This window comes from Chryseobacterium sp. FW101-FHT12H09, assembly GCF_058790395.1.
The window spans coordinates 383,773-406,955 of sequence record NZ_JBYTCP010000002.1 but is presented as its reverse complement, the minus strand read 5'-3'; the positions used below and the strand labels follow the sequence as shown (position 1 = coordinate 406,955).

21 protein-coding genes are annotated in these 23,183 nt (G+C 33.3%); 15 read left to right on the top strand and 6 right to left on the bottom strand.

The features are described from left to right. Positions 1-177 precede the first annotated feature (177 nt). The 3 genes from mnmG to AC3WRL_RS07560 all read left to right on the top strand — a co-directional run bounded on the left by mnmG (position 178) and on the right by AC3WRL_RS07560 (position 4,410). Positions 178-2,040: a tRNA uridine-5-carboxymethylaminomethyl(34) synthesis enzyme MnmG gene (gene mnmG, locus AC3WRL_RS07570; protein ID WP_492330041.1), complete on the top strand. Its 1,863-nt coding sequence runs from the start codon at positions 178-180 to the stop codon at positions 2,038-2,040. A gap of 111 nt (positions 2,041-2,151) precedes the next feature. Continuing rightward, positions 2,152-2,973, top strand: a complete 822-nt coding sequence (locus tag AC3WRL_RS07565; protein ID WP_492330040.1) for a class I SAM-dependent methyltransferase — start codon at positions 2,152-2,154, stop codon at positions 2,971-2,973. A 555-nt stretch (positions 2,974-3,528) separates the two neighbouring features. Beyond that, positions 3,529-4,410 carry a C1 family peptidase gene (locus tag AC3WRL_RS07560; RefSeq protein WP_492330039.1) on the top strand — a complete coding sequence of 294 codons (882 nt, stop codon included), beginning with the start codon at positions 3,529-3,531 and terminating at the stop codon, positions 4,408-4,410. A gap of 69 nt (positions 4,411-4,479) precedes the next feature. On the opposite strand, the gene AC3WRL_RS07555 is transcribed toward AC3WRL_RS07560, so the two are convergent. Then, on the bottom strand, positions 4,480-5,670 hold the full coding sequence (locus AC3WRL_RS07555) for a phosphoglycerate kinase (protein ID WP_492330038.1): 1,191 nt from the start codon (positions 5,668-5,670) through the stop codon (positions 4,480-4,482). A gap of 552 nt (positions 5,671-6,222) precedes the next feature. On the opposite strand from AC3WRL_RS07555, the gene rpiB reads away from it, so the two are divergent. The 8 genes from rpiB to tsaB all read left to right on the top strand — a co-directional run bounded on the left by rpiB (position 6,223) and on the right by tsaB (position 13,177). Then, positions 6,223-6,657, top strand: coding sequence for a ribose 5-phosphate isomerase B (gene rpiB, locus AC3WRL_RS07550; protein WP_214829911.1), 435 nt, complete (start codon positions 6,223-6,225; stop codon positions 6,655-6,657). Between the two features lie 247 nt (positions 6,658-6,904). Further along, complete coding sequence (gene rnr / locus AC3WRL_RS07545; RefSeq protein ID WP_261510533.1) at positions 6,905-9,055, top strand: ribonuclease R; 2,151 nt, start codon at positions 6,905-6,907, stop codon at positions 9,053-9,055. Beyond that, positions 9,055-9,564 carry a hypothetical protein gene (locus AC3WRL_RS07540; protein ID WP_492330037.1) on the top strand — a complete coding sequence of 170 codons (510 nt, stop codon included), beginning with the start codon at positions 9,055-9,057 and terminating at the stop codon, positions 9,562-9,564. Before rnr ends, AC3WRL_RS07540 begins: the two co-directional genes overlap by 1 nt. A gap of 1 nt (position 9,565) precedes the next feature. Further along, positions 9,566-10,252 (top strand): LysE family translocator, encoded by a 687-nt coding sequence (locus AC3WRL_RS07535; protein ID WP_214829897.1) that lies wholly within the window; start codon positions 9,566-9,568, stop codon positions 10,250-10,252. Continuing rightward, positions 10,249-11,178, top strand: coding sequence for a S66 peptidase family protein (locus AC3WRL_RS07530; RefSeq protein WP_492330036.1), 930 nt, complete (start codon positions 10,249-10,251; stop codon positions 11,176-11,178). Before AC3WRL_RS07535 ends, AC3WRL_RS07530 begins: the two co-directional genes overlap by 4 nt. A gap of 36 nt (positions 11,179-11,214) precedes the next feature. Continuing rightward, positions 11,215-11,586, top strand: coding sequence for a YraN family protein (locus AC3WRL_RS07525; protein ID WP_214829879.1), 372 nt, complete (start codon positions 11,215-11,217; stop codon positions 11,584-11,586). A gap of 78 nt (positions 11,587-11,664) precedes the next feature. Beyond that, the gene (locus AC3WRL_RS07520; protein WP_261510525.1) at positions 11,665-12,414 is read left to right on the top strand and encodes an SDR family NAD(P)-dependent oxidoreductase; all 750 of its coding nucleotides are present in this window, start codon (positions 11,665-11,667) and stop codon (positions 12,412-12,414) included. A gap of 82 nt (positions 12,415-12,496) precedes the next feature. Further along, on the top strand, positions 12,497-13,177 hold the full coding sequence (gene tsaB, locus AC3WRL_RS07515) for a tRNA (adenosine(37)-N6)-threonylcarbamoyltransferase complex dimerization subunit type 1 TsaB (RefSeq protein WP_214829862.1): 681 nt from the start codon (positions 12,497-12,499) through the stop codon (positions 13,175-13,177). A 15-nt stretch (positions 13,178-13,192) separates the two neighbouring features. Here tsaB and porW read toward each other — a convergent pair whose 3' ends face one another. From porW to AC3WRL_RS07495, 4 genes are all read right to left on the bottom strand, one after another. Further along, positions 13,193-15,817, bottom strand: a complete 2,625-nt coding sequence (gene porW, locus AC3WRL_RS07510; RefSeq protein ID WP_492330035.1) for a type IX secretion system periplasmic lipoprotein PorW/SprE — start codon at positions 15,815-15,817, stop codon at positions 13,193-13,195. Between the two features lie 87 nt (positions 15,818-15,904). Next, complete coding sequence (locus AC3WRL_RS07505) at positions 15,905-16,459, bottom strand: Maf family protein (protein ID WP_214829856.1); 555 nt, start codon at positions 16,457-16,459, stop codon at positions 15,905-15,907. 9 nt (positions 16,460-16,468) lie between these two features. Beyond that, positions 16,469-16,987 (bottom strand): KdsC family phosphatase, encoded by a 519-nt coding sequence (locus AC3WRL_RS07500; RefSeq protein ID WP_214829853.1) that lies wholly within the window; start codon positions 16,985-16,987, stop codon positions 16,469-16,471. Continuing rightward, entirely contained in the window at positions 16,977-17,726 is a 750-nt protein-coding gene (locus tag AC3WRL_RS07495; RefSeq protein WP_492330034.1) for a Rossmann-like and DUF2520 domain-containing protein, read from the bottom strand. The genes AC3WRL_RS07500 and AC3WRL_RS07495 overlap by 11 nt, the downstream gene beginning before the upstream one ends. Positions 17,727-17,821: 95 nt before the next feature. Here AC3WRL_RS07495 and AC3WRL_RS07490 point away from each other — a divergent pair, with 95 nt between their 5' ends. From AC3WRL_RS07490 to AC3WRL_RS07475, 4 genes are all read left to right on the top strand, one after another. Then, on the top strand, positions 17,822-18,379 hold the full coding sequence (locus AC3WRL_RS07490; RefSeq protein WP_214829847.1) for an RNA polymerase sigma factor: 558 nt from the start codon (positions 17,822-17,824) through the stop codon (positions 18,377-18,379). Positions 18,380-18,389: 10 nt separating this feature from the next. Beyond that, positions 18,390-18,932, top strand: coding sequence for a hypothetical protein (locus AC3WRL_RS07485; RefSeq protein WP_214829844.1), 543 nt, complete (start codon positions 18,390-18,392; stop codon positions 18,930-18,932). Between the two features lie 8 nt (positions 18,933-18,940). Beyond that, positions 18,941-19,453 (top strand): hypothetical protein, encoded by a 513-nt coding sequence (locus tag AC3WRL_RS07480; protein ID WP_214829841.1) that lies wholly within the window; start codon positions 18,941-18,943, stop codon positions 19,451-19,453. 98 nt (positions 19,454-19,551) lie between these two features. Continuing rightward, positions 19,552-20,571 carry a hypothetical protein gene (locus tag AC3WRL_RS07475; protein WP_214829838.1) on the top strand — a complete coding sequence of 340 codons (1,020 nt, stop codon included), beginning with the start codon at positions 19,552-19,554 and terminating at the stop codon, positions 20,569-20,571. Between the two features lie 41 nt (positions 20,572-20,612). On the opposite strand, the gene AC3WRL_RS07470 is transcribed toward AC3WRL_RS07475, so the two are convergent. Continuing rightward, entirely contained in the window at positions 20,613-22,904 is a 2,292-nt protein-coding gene (locus AC3WRL_RS07470) for a GH92 family glycosyl hydrolase (RefSeq protein ID WP_492330033.1), read from the bottom strand. Positions 22,905-23,183 lie beyond the last annotated feature (279 nt).

Genomic DNA, 23,183 nt, shown 5'->3' with positions numbered 1-23,183 from the left:
TTAAGCCAATAAAATCTTTCATTTCGTCCTTGTTAAATAACTTTTATAATTAAATAAAATATAAAACAGGCCGGATAATGCAGAATACAAGCTCTTTTAAGCTGTATTTTTAAACAATGTTTCACGTGAAACATTTATTATAAAGATTAAAATTTAAGCCTTAAAATAGGTAAGAAAATGATTTCAGAAATATATGATGTAATAGTAGTTGGTGCCGGCCATGCTGGTTGTGAAGCCGCTGCTGCTGCTGCCAATTTAGGATCAAAAACTTTGCTTGTCACAATGAACATGCAAACCATTGGTCAAATGAGCTGTAACCCCGCAATGGGAGGTATCGCAAAAGGACAGATTGTTCGCGAAATAGATGCAATGGGAGGTTATTCAGGAATTATAGCTGATAAATCTGCCATTCAGTTTAAAATGCTAAACCTTTCAAAAGGACCAGCGATGTGGTCCCCTAGAACCCAAAATGATAGAATGCTTTTTGCAGAAGAATGGCGTTTAGCATTAGAAAACACACCTAATCTTGATTTCTTTCAGGATATGGTAAAACAGCTTATTGTTGAAAATAATAAAGTAACCGGAGTTATAACCTCTCTGGGAATCTCTATAAAATCAAAATCTGTAGTGCTTACAAATGGCACCTTCCTTAATGGATTAATCCATGTTGGAGATAAACAATTAGGTGGTGGAAGAATGGGTGAACCAAGAGCATTTGGTATCACCGAACAATTGGTATCCTTAGGTTTTGAAGCTGGAAGAATGAAGACCGGAACTCCTCCCAGAGTAGATGGAAGAAGTCTTGATTACTCTAAAATGGAAGAACAGAAAGGAGATGAAAAACCTCAAAAATTCAGCTATTTAGACACACCCAAGTTAACCAAACAATTAAGCTGTCATATCGTATATACGAACGAAACTGTACACAATATACTTAGAGAAGGCTTTGACAGAAGCCCAATGTTCAATGGTACCATTCAAAGTTTAGGTCCAAGATACTGCCCTAGTATTGAAGACAAGATCAACCGTTTTGCAGAAAGAACAAGACATCAGTTATTTGTAGAGCCAGAAGGTTGGAGAACAGTAGAAATATATGTGAATGGGTTCAGCTCCTCATTACCAGAAGATGTACAGGTAAAAGCAATGAAGCATATTCCCGGATTCGAAAATGTAAAAGTATTCCGTCCTGGCTATGCTATTGAATATGACTACTTCCCCCCTACTCAATTAAAGCATACTCTAGAAACAAAATTGATAGACAATCTTTATTTTGCAGGCCAAATTAACGGTACTACAGGATACGAAGAAGCTGCAGGACAAGGTTTGATGGCAGGGATCAATGCTCACAATAAAGTACATGATAAAGGAGAGTTTATATTAAACAGAGATGAAGCATATATAGGAGTTCTGATTGATGATCTTATCACAAAAGGAACTGAAGAACCTTATAGAATGTTTACTTCCCGTGCAGAATACAGACTCCTGCTAAGACAAGATAATGCTGATATCAGATTAACTGAAAAAGCATATCATCTAGGCCTTGCAAAAGAAGAAAGGTTAAGAAAAGTTGAAAACAAAATTACTAAAAGTGAGGAACTTGAAGGCTTTTTACGAGAAACTTCTTTAAAACCAGGCATCATTAATCCAATTCTTGAAAAAGAAGAAAGCAATCCGGTAGATCAGGCTTACAGAGCATCCCAGTTCCTTACAAGACCTAATATCACTCTTGAAAAGCTGGAAAATATTGAAGTTATCAAAGAATTTACTTCTCAGTTTGAGGATGAAGTAAGAGAACAAGCTGAGATTAATATTAAATATAAAGGGTATATCGAAAAGGAAAAAGAGAATGTGGCAAAGCTAAATCGCTTAGAAAACATTAAGATTCCAGAAGACTTCGATTACTTAAGACTTTCCAGTCTTTCATCTGAAGCTAAACAAAAAATGAATAATGTAAGACCAAAAACAATTGCACAGGCTGGAAGAATAAGTGGTGTTTCTCCTGCTGACATTAATGTTTTACTGGTCTATTTAGGACGATAATTAATATATGTTTCACGTGAAACATCTTTAAAATTAAAGCAAAAATTAAGGTATTTATGAGCTTACATTAAACTCTGAATATCTTAATTTTTAATATAAAAGAATAATTTAATGAAAATTAAAGATCACTTTCTTACTCAGGAAATATTCGAAATTAAAGAAACAGAAACTAAAGGGGTTTTTAAAACCTCCCCTATTCCATCGAATATTTCAAAATATTATGAAAGCGAAGATTACATTTCCCACCATCAGGATTCAGGAAGTTTAAAAGAAAAGCTATATAAATTTCTTCAGTCTTTTAATCTTCAGTATAAAAAAACAATCCTGATTGACAGAATTAAAAAGAATTCCAAGATTCTGGACTATGGATGTGGTGCAGGAGAATTTGTAAAGTTTATAGAGAATGACTTTCAGACTTTAGGATATGAACCTGATGCTGATGCAAGAAAAGCGGCGCAAACTAAAGTATCAAAAACGAAGATTATTGATGATATTAATTTAATTGAAGATAAAGCTTTAGATGCTATTACACTCTGGCACGTTTTTGAACATATCGAAAACCAGGCAGAAATACTTCAGATATTTCATAGTAAATTAAATGAAAAAGGATTGCTTATTATAGCAGTTCCCAATCCTACTTCTTATGATGCAAAACATTATAAAGAATATTGGGCAGCCTATGATGTACCCAGACATATCTATCACTTTTCAAAAAATGGTATGGAAAATTTAATTTCTAAAAACCCTGACTGGAAATTAAGAAAGATCAAACCTTTGATCCTCGATTCCTACTACATCTCCATGTTGAGCGAAAAATACAAGAAATCACCACTTTTTTGGCTAAAAGCTCTCATCTACGGAACGATTTCGAACATAAAAGCACTGTTTTCGAATGAATTTTCAAGTTTGATATACATTATCGAAAAAAGATAGAAAATCGATTTTTGAGCTATTTCTGAAAGCCATTTTTCACCGATTTCCACCTAAAAATTAGAAACTCTCAAAATATTGAGAGTTTTTTATTTCCATTTAAATAAAAATTTTAACAAAACATATTTAATAAATAGCTCATGTCATTTCACTCTCTTTTTCACAAAAAATTCAAAATATAAATAAAATCATTACTTAAAGCACATTTTTTTCACTCATACTATATCAAATACCTAACAAAATTCAAATTATAATAAAAATAAACCAAATAAAATTTACATTAAATATATTATTTTAAATAAATTAATTAATAAAATATAAATTATTTAAATATAATTTTAATAACCATTATCCAAAAACATAAGTAATGTGCTAAATGATAAAAAAAATATAATAAATGATAAAAAAACAAAATAAATTAAATGAAAATGAATAAAAAAAAGGAAATATTATTAAATAATAAATTTAATTCAATAAATACACTCAATTGCATTAAATAATTCATTGATATGTGAAAATAATTTATACATTCACAGAACCATTTTTAAATATTAATCAATGAAAAATTTTAAACTCGTAATGATAGCGATAGGAATGCTATCTGTTACATCATGCGCAAAAACAGATGACGATCAAAACACCACCTCTACTGAAGTTCAAAAAAACTACGCATTGGGGGCACGGCTTATAGATCAATCTATCTACAGAAATTTTGCAAAAGTAAACATCAATGAACTTACGCTGAAATTAAAGGGAAAAAGTGAATCAACTGCTAAAAATGCTTTAGCATCCAGTTATTTTATTCCCGGTTTACCAGCAATTGGTGATCAGGGTGGTGAAGGATCATGTGTTGCATGGGCGACCGCGTATACAACAACCAGTGGGTTAGAATCTAATTTTAAAGGAGTTACTGCAAAAAGAAGCCCTGAATATGTTTACAACCAGATCAAACTTGGTTCTTGTGATGCAGGTGCTTATGTTAGTGATGGTTTAAACTTAATTAAAAATCAGGGAGTTTGCAGCTGGAGTGAAATGCCTTACACGGATACAGGTTGCTCTACTCCGCCTAATACTTCCCAAAAAAATGCAGCTAGTAGTCATAAATTTACTACCTGGGCAACCGTCGACAATACGGATATAAGCAACGTAAAAACGCTTTTAAGTATGAATTTACCCATAGTTATCGCAGTTACAGTAGATTACAGCTTTGATCATTTAAGTTCATCAAACGGATGGATATGGAAGTCACATTCAGGTAATGTCCGAGGAGGACATGCAATTGCCGTAATAGGATATGACGATGCAAAACAAGCGTTTAAAGTACAAAATCAATGGGGCACTAATTGGGGGAACAACGGATACTTTTGGATTGATTATTCATTCTTTGCAAAAGCAAATAATGGAGCAATTAATGAATGTTATGTAGCTTACGTTCAATAAGATAATGACTAATAAAAAATAACCTTCTCAAAAAGAGAGGGTTATTTTTTTATTTATAATAACAGTTTTTTATTTATTAATAGCAGCAATTCCAGGAAGTTCTAATCCTTCCAAGCTTTCAAGCATGGCACCACCACCAGTCGATACATAGCTTACTTTGTCATCATATCCAAATTGCTTTACAAACGCAACACTATCCCCTCCTCCTACTAAAGAGAAAGCTCCAAGTCTAGTCGCTTCAGCAATACTATCACCTAAAGCAACAGTACCGGCAGCAAAGTTGGACATCTCAAAAACTCCAATTGGTCCATTCCATAGAATAGTTCTTGAATTTAAAAGAACATCATTAAACTGATCCCTTGATTTTGATCCGGCATCCAATCCCATCCATCCTTCAGGAATTGCATAAATATCTATTTCCTTTCTTTCAGCATCATTACTGAAACTTTCAGCTATAATAGTATCAGATGGAAGATATACTTTAACGTTGTGTTCTTTTGCTTTTGCCAATATCTCAAGTGCTAGAGGCAACTTATCCTGCTCTACCAAGGAAGTTCCAATTTTACCACCCAGCGCTTTTATAAAAGTAAAGGCCATCCCGCCACCAATGATCAAATTATCAATTGCAGGCAGTATATTTTCTATAATGGTAATTTTAGTTGAAACCTTAGACCCTCCAAGTATAGCTGTAACAGGTCTTTCACCGCTTTTTAAAACTTTATCGATAGCTTTTAATTCATTAGCCATTAATAAACCGAAAAATTTAGTTGAAGTGAAATAGTTAGCAATTACAGCTGTAGAAGCATGAGCTCTGTGTGCGGTACCGAATGCATCGTTCACATAAGCATCTCCTAATTTGGAAAGTTGCTCAGCAAACCCTTCATCTCCTTTCTCTTCTTCATTATGAAAACGTAAATTTTCCAATAATAGAATTTCTCCCGGTTTAAGTTCAGCAGCAGCTTGTTCAGCTTTAGTACCTATAGACTCTTCTACAAACTTTACTTCTCTTCCCAAAACATTAGAAACTTCCGCAAGGATGTGTTTCAGAGAAAATTCATCCTTCACTTCTCCTTTAGGTCTCCCCAGGTGAGTCATGAGAATTACAGAACCACCATCATTAAGAATTTTTTCTACAGTAGGTTTCACTGCTACGATTCTTGTATTGTCTGTAACTTTCAGTTGATCATCTTGCGGAACATTGAAATCCACTCTCACTAAAGCTTTCTTGTCTCTAAAATTGAAATCATTGATTGTTTTCATAAATAGCTTTGAATTTTCGTTTCACAAATGTAAGATTTTAAACTTTTGGAAAAGATTGAATCAAAAAAAGTTTTCAGAAATCTTCCCACAGACCCAACACTCACTAATCAACAATTTTTTTTTAATAAAGAAAATATGAGTGAGTATTGTTGTTGAGTGTTGGGGGTTTAGGGGATAACTTTCCTCTAAAAAGTTCATAACACTTAATTTTTATTTAATTCATATTTAATTCACAATGCAATTTCTTGTAAATCTGATTATTCAGATGGTTACTAACAAAAATGAGTTAGTTGTTAACAATTTTAATTATTAATTACTGATTTATGGAAAAACTAACGAATAGTCCCAAAAAAGATTTTGAAAATTCTGTATTGACTTTTGAGAGAATTTGTCCATTAGTAAATTTTCATATTCAAAAATTATTTACTTTATAAAAGTTTTCCACAGTTATTCACAATGCTTTTCACAATTAACTAGTGTTGAACTAACAATTAATATTTAATACTTAAATTTGTAGGGAAATAAATCTATATTAAGTCTAATACAAGTATTATGAAAAGAAAAATTGCGATCGCAGCTGATCATGCAGGCTTTGAATATAAGGAGATTGTTAAGAACTATTTTTCAGAACAATTTGATATTCAAGATTTTGGAACGTTTTCCACAGACAGTGTGGATTATCCTGACTTTGTTCACCCTGCAGCAACTTCTGTAGAAAATGGGGAAAATGAATTGGGAATTTTAATCTGTGGTAGCGGAAATGGTGTACAGATCACTGCAAACAAACATCAGAAAATTCGTTGCGCTTTATGTTGGATGCCGGAGATTGCATCGTTGGCAAGACAACATAATGATGCCAATATGATTTCTATGCCTGCAAGATTCATATCTAAGGAATTGGCAATAGAGATCGTAGAAAAATTTCTCTCTACAAACTTTGAAGGGGGCAGACACCAAACAAGAGTTGACAAAATAGCAGTTTGCTAAATATATAAAGGCTTGTAAATCAAATTACAAGCCTTATTTGTTTTAAATTACATATCTTTGCACTATCAAATAGAAACACATTCTATATTCTCTCTCGAAACTTATACTCGTAATATTAAGTTTATTTATAACAGGTTTTCTCCCCTCTTCTCCATATTTGTATTAAATTTATACGAACTAAAACTCCCGTTATCAAAACACTGGGAAGGAAAATGATGTTGTTGATATTTTAAACAATTATTAAAAAATGAAAAAAAGAAAATATATAAGTCAGAAAAATGACCATAAATTAATGGAGATCGGAAGATTGATCTTAAGATTTATGAACGAAAACTCGTCGAAGATCTATAACTATAAGCAGATCGCAGACGGAATTGATCATAAGAACCCAAGACAAAGGGAACTGGTGATCCAGGCTTTACATAAGCTGCAATCTTCAGAAAAAATTAAAGAAACAGATAAAGGAAAATATATTATTAACTTGAATATCGCAGGAACTTTAACCGGAGTTATTGATTTTAATCAATCTGGAAATGCCTACGTGAATGTAGATGGAATGGAAGATGATATTTTTATCCATTCAAAAAATGTAAAGGATGCTTTACAAGGGGATAAAGTTTTAATAGTAACCTATACTTATAAAGGAAAGAAGCTGGAAGGTTCTGTCTTGGAAGTTTTGGAAAGAACGAGAACGGAATTTGTAGGTACTTTACAAGTGGTTGCTCATAAAGATTTCGGATTTGTTGTTTGCGATAAAAAGTCGATCAATACTGATATTTTTATTCCAAAAGGGAAATTTGGTGGTGCTGAAGATGGTGCTAAAGTTATTGTTAAGATGACAGAATGGAGACCTGGGGATAAAAATCCTGAAGGAGAAATCATTAAAGTTTTAGGAGCTCCTGGAGAGCACGAAACAGAGATTCATTCTATTTTAGCAGAATATGGATTACCCTATGAGTTTCCTGAGGAAGTAGAAGCAGATGCTGATAAGATCAACAGACAGATTACGGATGATGAAGTTGCAAAACGTCGTGATATGCGTAATATCTGCACGTTTACTATTGACCCTAAAGATGCAAAAGATTTTGATGATGCTTTATCAATCCAGAAATTACAAAATGGAAACTGGGAAATTGGAGTCCATATTGCGGATGTTTCTCATTATGTGGTTCCGGGAACTATTTTAGATGATGAAGCTTATCAAAGGGCAACTTCAGTATATTTGGTTGACCGTGTGGTTCCTATGTTACCAGAAGTTTTAAGTAATGATGTTTGTTCACTTCGTCCTAATGAAGATAAATATACATTCTCTGCAGTTTTTGAACTGAATGATCATGCAGAAATACAGAAACAATGGTTTGGTAGAACAGTAATTCATTCTGACAGAAGATTTACCTACGAAGAAGCTCAGGAACGTATTGAAACCCAGCAAGGAGATTTAACAGAAGAAATTCTTGTGTTGGATAGGCTGGCAAAAATAATGCGTGATGAACGTATCAAAAACGGAGCTATTACCTTTGACAGAAGTGAAGTAAGATTTAATCTTAATGAAAATAACGAACCTGTTGGAGTTTACTTTAAAATAAGCAAAGATTCTAATCACCTGATTGAAGAATTCATGCTTTTAGCGAATAAAAAAGTTTCGGAATTTGTATCTCTTACTAATAAAGGAGGGATGTCTAATAATACATTCATTTATAGAGTTCATGATGATCCGGATCCAGCAAAATTAGAAGCATTAAGAGATTTTGTATCCACTTTTGGATATCAGATGAACCTTGCAAATACTAAGAAAGTTGCCGAATCTTTAAATAAATTACTGTATGATGTAAAAGGAAAAGGAGAAGAAAATATGATCGAAACTTTGGCAATGCGAAGCATGAGCAAAGCGGTCTACTCCACTGAACCTATCGGACATTATGGTTTAGGATTTGAATATTATTCGCACTTTACATCTCCTATCAGACGATATCCTGATTTACTTGCACACCGTTTGTTGCAACACTACCTTGATGGTGGAAAATCTCCTGATAGAACTGAATTGGAAGAAAAGGCAAAACATTGCAGTGCTATGGAAAGACTGGCTGCAGATGCAGAAAGAGATTCAATCAAATTCATGCAGGTGAAATTCATGGAAAAACATCTTGGTGAAACTTTCACGGGTGTGATTTCGGGAGTAGCAGAATTTGGTTTCTGGGTTGAAATACCTGAAAATGGTGCTGAAGGATTGATCAAATTAAGAGATCTGGTAGATGATTCTTATACCTATGATAAGTCGACACACGCAGTTTATGGCTCAAGAACCGGTAAAAAATATCAATTGGGAGATCAGGTTCAGATCAAAGTGGTTAAAGCTAACTTAATTCAGAAACAACTGGATTTCAAGATTGTTGATTAATGACAAGGATAGATAAAATTATTGTCTTTAGTATTGCCAATGTTATTTTACTATTTACAATTATTTTTAAAACCGTTATTAATTTTTTCTTACTGGTAAGTATTATATTTGTGCTTTGCCTTTTTATAAATGTACTCATCAATAAAAAGATTATTAAGATAGAGAATTGGGGGAAAAAATATTTTTTTTTGATTAAATTTCCTTTAATAATAAATTTATTTTTTTTAATCAATTATGTTACAGGATCAAACCCTACTAAGGAAACGTATTGTTTTAAATGTAAAATGGCAGATGTAGGAGGAAGGAGTAATCATTATAGAGGAAAAACTACCTATATCTATTTGAGTAACAGTGCTTACGAATACGAGTATATGATTCGTAGTTTTTTCATTGATTATAAAAGGATGGAATTTAAAAATCAAATTACTTATATTTTCGAAAAAGGTATCTTTGGATTGAAAATTAGAAAAGATTACCAATTTTTTTATAATGAAAACTGTCTAGAATAAAATGTTTGAACTTGTACTTTCTGCTGTCATATTAGGATTTATGTTGAGCCTGGTTTTCATAGGACCTATTTTTTTCCTTTTAATTGAAACCAGTTTCTCAAGAGGTCCCAGACACGCTTTAGCACTGGATCTCGGAGTTATAACCGCTGACCTGTTGTGTATCGTTGCAGCATATTATGCAAGTGCAGATCTTGTTAGTTTAATAGACAAACATCCTGGTTTTTACAGGATTACGTCTATTCTTATTTTTGTATATGGGATCGTAATGTTGGTTACCAAAACCAAAATGCATATGCCTGGAGAAGAAAGAATCATTAGTCAAAATTATTTTAAAACTTTTATTAATGGTTTTTTCTTTAATCTTTTAAATGTTGGGGTAATTCTTTTCTGGTTGGTAACAGTAATTTCGGTACGAAATCAATATCCTGATATCAGTAATTTTATCCTGTATATAGGCTTGGTAATTGGTACTTATTTATGTATCGATCTCGCTAAAATATTTCTGGCTAAACAATTCCATGATAAATTAACACAAACTTTAGCCAATAAGATCAGAAGAATTGTAGGTGGAATTCTTATCATTTTCAGTTTCTTTATCTTTTTACAAAGCTTTAAAAAATTTAATCAGTTTGATAAACGATTAGAAGAAGCAGAGAAGAAAGAAGTCAAATTTCAAAAAACAAAATGAAAAAAATTATCTTTCCAAAATCCCTAAAAAAAGGGGATAAAATTGCTCTTATTTCTCCGGCAGGAGCTGTAGAAGAAGCTCAACTTGAAAAAGGAATTTCAATGATTAAAGCAAAAGGTTTTGAACCTGTTATAGGAGAACACCTTTATACCAAATTTTCTAATGGTTATAATTATGCTGGAACAGAAAAGGAAAGATTAAAAGATATCAACTGGGCTTTAAATGATACCGATATTTCTGCAATCTGGGCTTCCAGAGGTGGATATGGGTGTCAGCATCTGGTCCAGCACCTGAAGCTTAAACAATTTACTGAAAAGCCAAAATGGTATATCGGTTACTCTGATAATACTGTGATTCAAAGTTATTTATTAAAAAATGGTTTTGCATCTATTCATGGCCAGACCATTAAAACTTCCAGCTTTGGAGTTACAGATGAAAGCTATGATTTATTATTTGATGTTCTGAAAGGAAAGACTCCAAAATACAGCATACCATCAAATCAGTTCAATAAACAGGGGGCCGTGGAAGGAGAATTGGTTGGCGGAAATCTGGCTCTGATCTATGCTCTTTTAGGAACTAAATATTCTTTTGATTTTAAAGATAAAATATTATTTATTGAAGATATAGGTGAAAATTATTATGCTTTAGATCGAATGATCATGAGCCTGGAACTGGCAGGAGTCTTCAAAAAAATAAAAGGACTTATTATTGGCGGAATGACCAATATGGGTGATGAAAAAGATAATAAAAATTACGAAGAAAGCTTTGATGATTTTGCTTATAAGTTAATCTCAGAGAGAGTTTCAAAATATAAATTCCCAGTTGTTTTTAGTTTTCCAAACGGCCATATCAAAGATAACAGACCTTTGATTATTGGGGGAAGTATAAAAATGAAAGTTGATAATAAAGTCAAGATTGAATTTTAAATTAACGGGGAATCTATAATTTTTAATCAAAGAGGAATGGCAACGCATAATGATTTCGGAAAAATAGCAGAAGATATGGCTGTTGAGCACTTGGTAAAAAATGGGTATAAGATTCTCACCAGGAACTTTCGATTTCAAAAAGCAGAGATTGATATTATAGCTGAAAAAGATAATTTAATTATTATTACCGAAGTAAAAGCACGCTCTACAGACGCTTTTATATTACCACAGGAAGCTGTTACCAAAACGAAAATCAAATCTATTGTTTTTGCTGCAAACCATTATCTTGAAGAATTCGATAAACACAACGAAGTGCGGTTCGACATTATAACGGTTATGCCCGATGAAAAAAGAAAATTAGTTATTGAACATATAACGAATGCTTTTGAAGCATTTGATGCAAACTAAAATTAATTTAACAAGCGTATCAATGATCCGTTTACTATAAATTGTTACATTGATACACTATTACAGCTACATTTATATATGAAAACAATATTAATAACCGGAGCTACTTCCGGAATTGGAAAATCAACCGCTGAAGTATTTGCTAAACAGGGAAACAGAATCATTATCTGCGGAAGAAGAAGTGAGATACTGGAAGAAGTAAAAACTGAATTATCTGCTTTTACGGAAGTATTTAGTTTAAAATTTGATGTAAGGAAGTTAGAAGAAGTAGAAAATGCTATTAAATCTCTTCCTGCTGATTGGAAAAATATTGATGTTCTGATTAATAACGCAGGCAATGCACACGGTTTAGATCCTCTTTCAGCCGGGAAAACCGATGATTGGGATTCTATGATCGATGGAAATGTAAAAGGGCTTTTATATGTGTCTAAAATACTTATTCCGGGAATGAAAGACAATAACTCTGGCCATATTGTTAATATAAGTTCTGTAGCTGCAAGACAGACGTATATAAATGGAGTTGTTTACTGTGCGACAAAAAAAGCAGTCGATGTGATCTCTGAAGGAATGCGTTTAGAGCTTACAGAATTTGGAATTAGAGTAACAAATATTCAACCGGGTGCCGTAGAAACAGATTTTTCATTAGTGAGATTTAAAGGAGATAATGAAAGAGCTTCCACAGTTTATGCAGGTTATGAACCTTTAAAGGCTGAAGATATTGCAGATGCTATTGCTTATTGTGTGAACGCGCCGAAACATGTAAATGTTTCTGATATGACCATCTATCCAAGTGCGCAGAGTGAACCTAGAACGATCTACAGAAAATAGTTTCAAAAAAGGATTAAATTTGCGTTAATTATTTAAAAGCATTTTTGCCTTTTTGCGAATTTGCAGTTTAGTTTAGAAAAAAATGAAAATATTATATCTTGAAACCTCTTCTAAGAATTGTTCTGTAGCCATTTCAGACAATGAAAAACTATTATGTTTATGTGAAGAAGTTTCTGAAAATTATAAACAGTCCGAAAGCTTACACACTTTTGTAGAATGGGCACTTGAAGGCGCTGGTATTTCGATGAAGGATATTCAGGCGGTTTCTTTAGGCAAAGGACCAGGTTCTTATACCGGATTAAGAATTGGTGCAGCTTCAGCAAAAGGCTTTTGTTATGGATTAAAGATCCCACTTATTGCTGTTAATTCATTAGAAAGCATGATGGAGCCTTTTTTAGGAAAGAACTATGATTATATAGTGCCATTGGTCGATGCAAGGAGAATGGAGGTTTATACTGCCATATATGACGGAAATACGGGAGAAGAAATTGCTGCGACTGAAGCTAAAATTCTGGATGAGCATTCTTTTACAGAATTTGCAGATAAAAAAGTAATATTCGTTGGTGATGGTGCTAAAAAAGCAAAAGAAATCCTTCAGCTTCCGAATGCTGAATTTAATGAAAGCATCTACCCTTCTGCACAGTATTTAATAAAGAAAACCCTTGAAAAAATAGAAAAAAAAGACGTCGAAGACATTGCCTACTTCGAACCTTTTTATTTAAAAGATTTCCATGGAGTAAAGAAAAAGAAAAGCGAAGATTAATCTTCGCTTTTTTATTTATTTTGGTTTTGCAGGAACGTCATTAGGGTTCTGCATTTTAAGATCTTGTTGATTCTGATTTGTGCCCAATCTTTTCGACTTTCTTTTCACTGGCGGTGGCGCGTTAAGATCCTGAATATTCGGATTATTCGGATTTGTAGGAATATTATTATTCTGTAAATCTGGCTGTACAGGAGCATTATTCTGATTTTGAGGAACAACATTTCCTTTGTTATCCGTTGACTGGAAAGCGAGGTCACTCTTCAGATAATTCAACATTTCTTTAGCCTTTATACCTTCAGGTGTCTTAGCATAGTTAAGTGCAATTTGTTCCAATTGTAGGATCATTACTTCCTTTCCACTTGATTTTCCTGTATTAAATGCATTTAATAAATATAATTTCGGGACTAATGCATCTTTAGGATACTTTTGAATGGTCTGATCGATGACATCTTTACTTTCTCCAAATTTTTCTGATTCAAATAATGCATAAGCCCGTTTGTACTCATTTTCAACGTCTTCAGAAGATTTTACAAAAGAGTTATTTTTAGGGTTTCTTGCAAATTCGGCATAAGAAGTATATGGATAATCTGTAAGCAGGATCTGCTTCGCTTTATCTCCCGCTTGTGGATTTTTCTCATAATTCATCGCAAAGATCTCATATAATGCCTGTAACATCACCTTTTCTTCGGGTTTTACATCTACCAGATCATATAATGTTTTGGTCGCTAATGGAGTATTTGTAAAGTAATTTTGATACATGATACCAAGACCTAGAGACGCTGTATCCCTATCCTTTTTCAACTGCCCTAGCTTACCTGCATCTGTAGGAATCTGCTCTATGTAAAAAGCAGGCTCAAAACGTCTTGGATTAGGAGCTGAAGTTACTCCCAGTGCTTCATTTTTCATGTCATCAATCGTTGACATTTTCTTTGAATAACGCCAGTTATCACTCAATGCTCTATCACCCCAAACTTGTTTGAACGAAGAAGTTCCTTTACTTACGGTTCCTGTATTACTGAAATAAAACCCTTTAGGAGCTGTTCCGAAATCTTCAAAAGAAGTTGAACCATTAGCAAATATAGAATTAGAATTATAATCTCCAGTATCGAAACCTTTACTTCTTTCAGCACGTTTTCTTTCCAATTCTTCTTTTTCCTCTTTAGCTTTTAATTTTGCAATATGTTTCGCAAAAAAATCATTTTTTTGAGCATCACTCATTTTCGCTAAAGAAAGGATACTGTCATTCTTTTTGATCAGATAGTAATTCTTTGAGATCTTTTTAATATTTTCAGATTGATCTTTTAAAAGCACTTTAGAAGGCTCATATGTCATTACAGCAAGTGCAGAATCATAATAACTTCCCGCACCGATATAATCATTTTTATCCAGGTAATTCTTTCCTATTTCGTAGTAAGCCAAACCACGGACTTGTGGATCTGAAACCTTTTCAGATAAAGATTTTCTAAAGAACTGTTGACCTTCATCTTTTTTACCAGCCTTATTGGCCATCAGACCAAGAGCATAATAGAACTCGTTTTTTCTGGACATATAAGTTCCCTTATTACTGATCTTTTCTAAATAATTTTTAGCTCCTTCATAGTCTCCTTTTCCATTAAATGTTTTTGCAATTTCTATTTGAGATTTAACTTCAAATTCAAAATCATTGGCATATTTATACGCTGCTAAAAAGCTTTCTCTAGCTTTTTCATTCTGTCCTAAACCTTCTAAAATCTGTCCTCTTAGAAAAGAAATTCTGCTTTTTAGCTTTCTGTTGCCGTTGAGATCATAAGCACGGTCAAGTTCTTTTACTGCTTCTTCTTTTTTTCCAGCATCTAAAAGAGCTTCAGAATTATAGATACTTAGCAGTTTATCATAACTTTTACTGATCCCCTCTCCTTTTAGCTTAGAGAATATCTCCTGAGCTTTATGATAATCCTTGATCTGAGCATAGGCTTCACCTTGGTAGATCTTCGCTAAAGGAAGCCTTTTATCATCTTTCATGTGAGTGAAAACATAATTTAAAGCATCAAGAGCTTGTACAGCCTTATTTTGATAAATTCTTGATTGTACAAGAATCATGTAAGCTTCAAAAATCTGTTTGTTTTTTTCTTCTCCGCTTCTGATCACGGAATATTTATTGATTGATTTTAAAGCTTTTGCTTCTGCAATTTCGAGTGCAGTCGCTCCTTTTGTTTCAGGTTGATTCGGATCATTTCCATTCCCTGTTATACCGGATACAGCAGAATTAATTTTATCCTTCACCGCTCCAACAGCTTCCTGAAGGCCAGGTTTACCCGGAGGGCCACTTGCATTTCCTCCCCTGTCTGAAGTTGAAGCAGATCTATTAATATCCGCCATTTTCATTGAATTTTCTGCAAAAGCTGAAGATTGTCCAAGATCACTGCCTAAAGGCTGGTTTTCGTAAGTAAGTATAGGAATATAAGGGGCATAAAAATTATCTTTATGGCCTTTATCTCTGGTCGTAAACTCACTATTTAATGCATCTTTTGCATTAAATAGGGTATTATAATGTGTGGAAAAACCTTTTAGGAACTTTGATCGTTGTTCCGGCCTTTTTACTTTGGTAGCACAGGAAATAACAATACATGCTGCTAAAAGGAATAAAATATTCTTTTTCATTATTTCAATATAACTAGCTAATCTACTTTTTATTATCAGTAGTTTGATGATTTTTGTAAAAATAATAAAATTTTATTTTGAAAAAATTTATATTTCTCTCAAAATTTTATATACCAAATGGGTAGGAAGACCCATAATGGTATAAAAGCTACCGGATAATTTATTGATTTTTGCCATTCCCAGCCATTCCTGGATGCCATAACTTCCCGCTTTGTCGAAAGGTTTATAATTTTTCACATAGTAATCAATTTCATCATCAGAAATTTCATCAAGCTCAACATCTGCAACATCTGTCTCTGTATAAGTTTTATTGGATGTTTGGATGGTTATCCCTGTATAAACCTGATGTGTTTTCCCGGAAAGCATTTTCAACATATTCTTTGCATCTGCTTCGTCTTTCGGTTTCCCAAGAATTTGATGATCTATTGCGACCACTGTATCTGCGGTCAATAAAACTTCGTCATCATGAAGAGATCTAAATGCATTCGCCTTTAATTTTGAAAGATAAGCGGCAGCATTTTCTATTGTAATATTTTCAGGAAGAATTTCCTCACAATCTATTTTTACCACTTCAAAATCAAATCCTAAACTGGAAAGCAATTCTTTTCTTCTTGGAGATTGTGATGCTAAAAGTAATTTCATATCGACCAATTATACAGATTGTGTATTATCATCGTGCCAGTTTCCCTGTACTTTCATCACCTGTTCGATAACATCACGTACAGCTCCACTTCCACCCTGCTTTGTTGATATATAATCTGAAATTCCTTTGATCTCAGGAACGGCATTTTCAGGACACGCTGCTATAGCAGAATTTTCCATAATATGTAGATCTGGCAGATCATCACCCATCGTCAGAATTTCTTCGTTCTTGAGGTTATATTTCTTTTTAAAATCTTCAAAATCAACCATTTTATTATGAGATTTAGCATAATAATCTTCTATACCCAAATAATGGATCCTGTGTTTTACCATCTCATCATTTCCCCCCGTGATAACTCCTATTAAATAATTGTTTTTTAATGCTTTAACAACCGCATAGCCATCTAAGACATTCATTACCCTACTCATATTTCCACCAGGCATCAAATAAACGCTGCCATCTGTAAAAACGCCATCCACATCAAATACGAATGCCTTTATATCTTTTAACTTCTCTTTATAGCTCATACATTTTTTTAATAGAGTGATTTATTGTTTTGTATATTTCAAGACTTTCATCTTTTAACAGTTGCTCATGAAGTTCCAGAACGCTTATATCGTTTCTTACTGCTGGCCCTGTCTGTGCTAGCTTAGGTTCAATTTCATGAATTTTCTGTACTGTTTCATCAATTAATGGTAAAAAATAGTCAAAAGGAATTTCTTGAGAATCTGAAATTTCTTTAGCTTTAGAAAAAAGATGATTCACAAAATTACAGGCAAAAACTGCCGTAAGATGGATATATCTTCTTTTTTCATGATTGCTTTCCATGACGTTTTTTGACACTTTTGAGGCCAGTTCGAAAAGCAGTTTTCTATCTTCTTCATTTTCTGTTTCTATAAAAAAAGGAATTTTCTCATAGTTCAGATCTTTAGATTTAGAAAAAGTTTGCAAAGGATAAAAACTAGCTTTTCTGTACTCCCCTGCTAAAATTTCTTTAGGAAGCGAACCAGAGGTGTGAGCGACAAGAACATTTTTTTTAGTAATGATCTTAGAAATATCCTCTACAGAATTGTCGCTGACACATATAAGATATACATCAGCATCTTCCAGCCGTTCTGTAGAATATGGGATATGTAACTCTGAACCTATTTTTTCAAGGTCTTTTTCATTTCTTCCAAAAATTTGAGCTAATGGAATGTTACTCAGAACAAAAGCTTTTGCCAGGTGATAAGCCACATTTCCGGAACCTATAATTACAATTTGCATATAACAAAGATAATATTTTATGAGTTTTGGACTGAAAATTGAACAAAGTATTTAACTTTTAGATATTTTTGTAATCCAAAACAGTGAAAGCATCTATGAAGATTAAGGACGCGGAAATTATTACGCTGATGCAAGACCCACGAACTCAAGATAAAGGAGTTCGTGCGTTGATGGATGCTTATCAAAGTAGATTGTATTGGCATATAAGAAGGATCATTGTAGATGGAGATCTTGCTCAGGATACTTTGCAGGATACATTTATAAAAGCATATCAGAATTTTCACCAGTTCAAAAATGATAGCCAACTATACACCTGGTTGTATAGAATTGCTACCAACGAAGCATTACAGCAAATAAATAAAATGAAAAAAATGCAGAAAACTGATGAAGACGCTGAATATTATATGCAGAATCTTGTAGCAGATAATGCAGAAAAGAATGCTGACGAAATACAAATTTTACTACAGAATGCCATACAGAGTCTGCCTGAAAAACAGAAACTCGTATTTATGATGCGGTATTATGATGATTTGCCCTACGAAGAAATATCGAAAATAGTAGATATGTCTGTAGGAACATTAAAAACAAATTACCATTATGCCAAGCAAAAGATAGAAGAATATATAAAAGAAAATTACGAAAATAATTTTTGACCAACATAAGATGAAAGAATTCGATATAGAGAAATTAGAACGTAAAAACATTTACAAGATTCCTGATGATATGTTTGATAACATCCAGGAAAGAGTAATGAATGACGTGAAAGCAAACAAAAAAGCGCCCATCTTTAAATTAAACTGGGTGTATGCAGTTGCGGCGTCATTAGCTTTAATCTTTGGAGTTACTTTTGTTTATAATTCAGATCAAAATCAGAATACAGCAAAAGGATCCGGTGTATCGGAAGCAAACTATGCTAAGAATGACCAAGCTCCCAAAAGTGAAAGCGAGATTGCCTATGAAACTTTGAAATCTGATTTAAATTCTGTGGAAAATACAGATCAAATAGTTGAAAATAAGAAAAATAAAAATACAGAGTATTCTCAGGATAATGAAACAGAAAATATAACAAAACCTCAGATAGGGAATACTGTTTCAAAACAAACGGATACTAAAATGAACGAGTATCTGGATTCATTTTCTAATACAGAAATTGCAGAATTAGCTAAGAATTCCACAGAAGACGTTTATTTAGATTTATATAATTAAAAGAAAAGATGAAAAAGATATTATTTACACTTTTTATTATTTATGGCTTTTGTTTACAGGCTCAAAGAACGGATTACGACTGGAAGAAAATGGACCCTAAACAGAGAAAAGAGATAATAAATAACCTTTCTCCCGAAGAAAGAAAAGAGCTTTTGAAGAAATTCAGAGATAATATGATGTTGGATAATCTGAATGTTGATGCAAAGGATAAAGCTGCATTTACTGCAATCTATAATGAATATATAGATAATCAGAAACAAATAAAAAGCCAGTTTAACCCCGATTTTGATCCTGAAAAGATGTCTGATGAAGAGGCTAAGATCAAGCTACAGCAAAGTTTTGAACTTGGACAGAAATTATTAGATAATAGAAAAAAATATGCTGAGAAGATGCAGCAGGTGATTCCTTGCCAGAAAGTATTGAAGTTATTTCAATCAGAGTGGAAGATGAGAGATAAAATGAATGATAGAAAACCTCATGATCACGATGACAATACGGCAACACCTAAACAAAACCCATAATAGTTTATTTTTTTAATGTTGGACGACTCTTACGAAGATTTTTTGTAAGAGTCGTTTGATTTTCAGGCCAAATACATACTTTTGCGCAAAAGTAAATTATGAAAAAAATATTATTATTTATTTTATTCTCAGGATCACTATTTGCCCAGAAAACTGAGATTATAGATCTTTCCAAATCTATTAAAGACAAAAAAAATTCTGTTAAAAGACTTACAGTGATCGATCAAAGACCTAATAAGGAAGTGGGCCATGTAATGTATCATAAAGATCAGGTAAATATTGTTTTTGAAAACAGTGCTGAAAAAGATATTACTGACTGGTTTTTCAAAGATAATCCGATAAGAGGAAAAGATGAGCTGGTTCTATTATTAGAAAACATAGAAATAATAGAAGATAAAAAAGAAAAATTTTCAATAGGGAAGCTTAATTTCCGAGCAAGCACATTTATTAAAAAAGAAGACGGCTATCATTTTCTCTTCAGAAAAGATACTGCTGCGAGCGTTTCATCTCGTACATCGCCTTATCTGGCACAAAGTCTATCTAAAAAAATTACACTTATTTTCACAGATCTATTTAAAAATTCTTATCAAAAAACTCCTTGGGAATTCGCAGTTGCGGAAAATGAGCTAACAGATTATGCTGTTTTGTTGAAGGAAAAACTGGATATTTTTAAGACAGATAAATTAAAAGATGGAGTTTATAAAGACTATTACAGCTTTTTTACACACAATCCTGATCCTGATTTTACATTGAAGACCAATGATAAAGGAATTGTTACAAAGGCTGTGAATGGAGAAGAAAAAATGGGGATACGACACTTTTATGCTTTTGTACATAATGGCATTGCTTATAAAAATATACCAGTTGGTTATGTTGAGATTTTCAAAAATGATCAGGGGCTTTTTATTGAGGCTAAAAAGTCAGATCTATTTCCGGAAACATCAACCAATGGAGCTATGATTGGAGGAATGGCAGGCGGTTTAGTTGGTGGCATTATTGGTGCAGTAATAGATGCAGGGATTCAAAGTAAAAGAAAAGGAGATCCCGGATCTGAAGTTTATCTTGATCCCTTTACAGGACATTATATTTTACCCGAAGGTTTTGATAAAACAAAATAATCTATAAAACAAAAGAGAGACAACTTGTCTCTCTTTTGTTTTTACTTTTTGTCCGTAGAATAAGAATATGGAAAATCTTTTTCATTGGTTCCCCGATTCTTATTCGGTTTATCATCCATTATAAATTGCAGCACAGCACCTTTCATTAATTCCTGATGGTTTAACCAGTTTTTGGAATAGGGCTGACCATTCATATTTAATGATTTTACATACATTTTTTCCTTACTGTTGTTCTGAGCATTGATTTCAATGTTTTTGCCGTTTTCCAAATGGATAATTGCTTTTTGAAACAATGGAGCTCCCAAAACATATTGATCTGTAGCCGGAGTGACAGGATAAAATCCTAATGCTGAGAATATATACCATGCAGAAGTTTGGCCATTGTCCTCATCTCCACAATAGCCATCTGGTGTTGGCTGGTAAAGACGATTAAGGGTTTCACGAACCCAATATTGTGTTTTCCAGGGTTCACCAGCATAATTGTATAAATAAATAATATGTTGTGCCGGTTGATTTCCATGTGCATATTGCCCCATATTGGCATTGATCATTTCCTGTATTTCATGAATCGTACTGCCATAATAGCTATCATCAAAAAGAGGGGGCATTTCGAAAAGTGAATCCAGTTTTTTTACAAATTGTTTTTTGCCACCCATTAATTTTGAAAGCCCTTCTATATCGTGAAAAACAGACCATGTATAATGCCAGCTATTGCCTTCTGTAAATGCATCACCCCATTTGAAAGGATTGAAAGGTTTTTGGAAACTTCCGTCAAGATTTCGTCCTCTTGCCAGTTTTGTTTCGGGATCTATTATTTTTTGATAATTCTGAGAACGTTTGGCATATTCGGCCCATTCGGATTCCGGACGACCCAAGGCTTTTCCAAGCTTATAGATGGTGAAATCATCATATGCATATTCTAAAGTTCTTGCAGCGTTTTCATTAATTTTAACATCATAAGGAACATATCCTAATTTTTTATAGTACTCAATTCCCATTCTACCTGTTGCTTCAGGGCCGGCATTATTTGCACCATGAAGAAGAGCCTCATACAACGTATTGATATCATAACCTCTAAGTCCTTTTATATAAGCATCCGCAACAACAGAAGCAGAATTGTTTCCGATCATACAGTCTGCATACGCGGGACTGGACCATTCCGGTAACCAGCCGCCTTCCTTATAGTCACTGATTAGTCCTTTCTGCATTTCAACATTGATGCTTGGGTAGACAAGATTTAAAAATGGATAAAGAGCCCTAAAGGTGTCCCAGAATCCTGTTCCTGCAAAGCGATAACCAGGTTCCGTTTTTCCTGTATAGGGGCTGTAATGTACAACCTCATTGTTTTTATTGATCTCATACATTTTATGAGGAAAGCACAGCATGCGGTATAATGCAGAGTAGAATGTACGCATCTGATCGATACTTCCACCAGATACTTCCACTTTTTTCAACTTTTCATTCCATGATAACTTGGCCTTTTCGTAAGTAGTATCAAATGAGTCCTTAGAAAGCTCACGTTGTAAATTGAGTTCCGCCTGTTCTAAACTAATGAATGAAGAAGCAACACGTAAGTTTACTTTTTCTCCTTTCTGCGTAGCAAAACCAATGATAGCACCACAATGATTTCCTGTAATATGAAGAGAATCTTTTACAAGACTTTTATCCTTCCATGAAGTGTATTTTGTAAATGGTTTATCTGAATAAATAACAAAATAGTTTTTGAAGCCCATTAATTTTCCACGTGAGTACCTTGTAGAATAACCAACAATTTTCTTTTGGGAAGGGATGATGGTAATACTTGATCCTTTATCGAATGCATCGATAACAACCCATGAACTGTCAGATTTGGGGTATGTCAATCGAAATTGTGCAGCACGTTCAGTTGGTGTAACTTCAGCCGTTACATTATGATTGGCCAGGTAAACACTATAATAATAAGGTTTAGATACCTCCGATTTGTGTGAAAACCAACTTGCTCTTTCATCTTCATTAAAACTCATTTTTCCTGTAACCGGCATAATAGAAAACATGCCGTAGTCATTCATCCAGGGCGAAGGCTGATGGGTTTGTTTTATGCCACGTATTTTATCTGCATCGTACTGATACTGCCAGCCATCACCATTTTTACCGGTTTGAGGAGTCCACAGGTTCATTCCGTAGGGTACTGTTACAGCGGGATATGTATTTCCATTAGAAAGCGAAGGTTTGGAAAGTGTTCCAATTAATGGATTTACCCATTCTTCCGGATGATCCAAAGCTTTTTCCACCCATTGTGATTTTAATTGAGTTAACGGAATAATAAAAAGTAACAGATAGGTTAATTTTTTCATGAGTATAGATCGGTTATTGCCATAATTCAGGTTTTAATTAAATGTTTTTCAAATGTACCTGAGCTTTATGATTTGAAAATAAACTGAAAAGATAAATATTTTTAAAATTTTACAGGCAATTGAAACACATTTTTTTTATAAACAGATCCGTGTTGTATTGCTTATTGCAGGAATATATTACTTAATTTAACGTAATAATATCAACAAGTATTATCTGCTTAAAATCAATAATTAAAATTAATTTCACCCAATAAAATTAAGAGAGAGGAATTGTCTTCG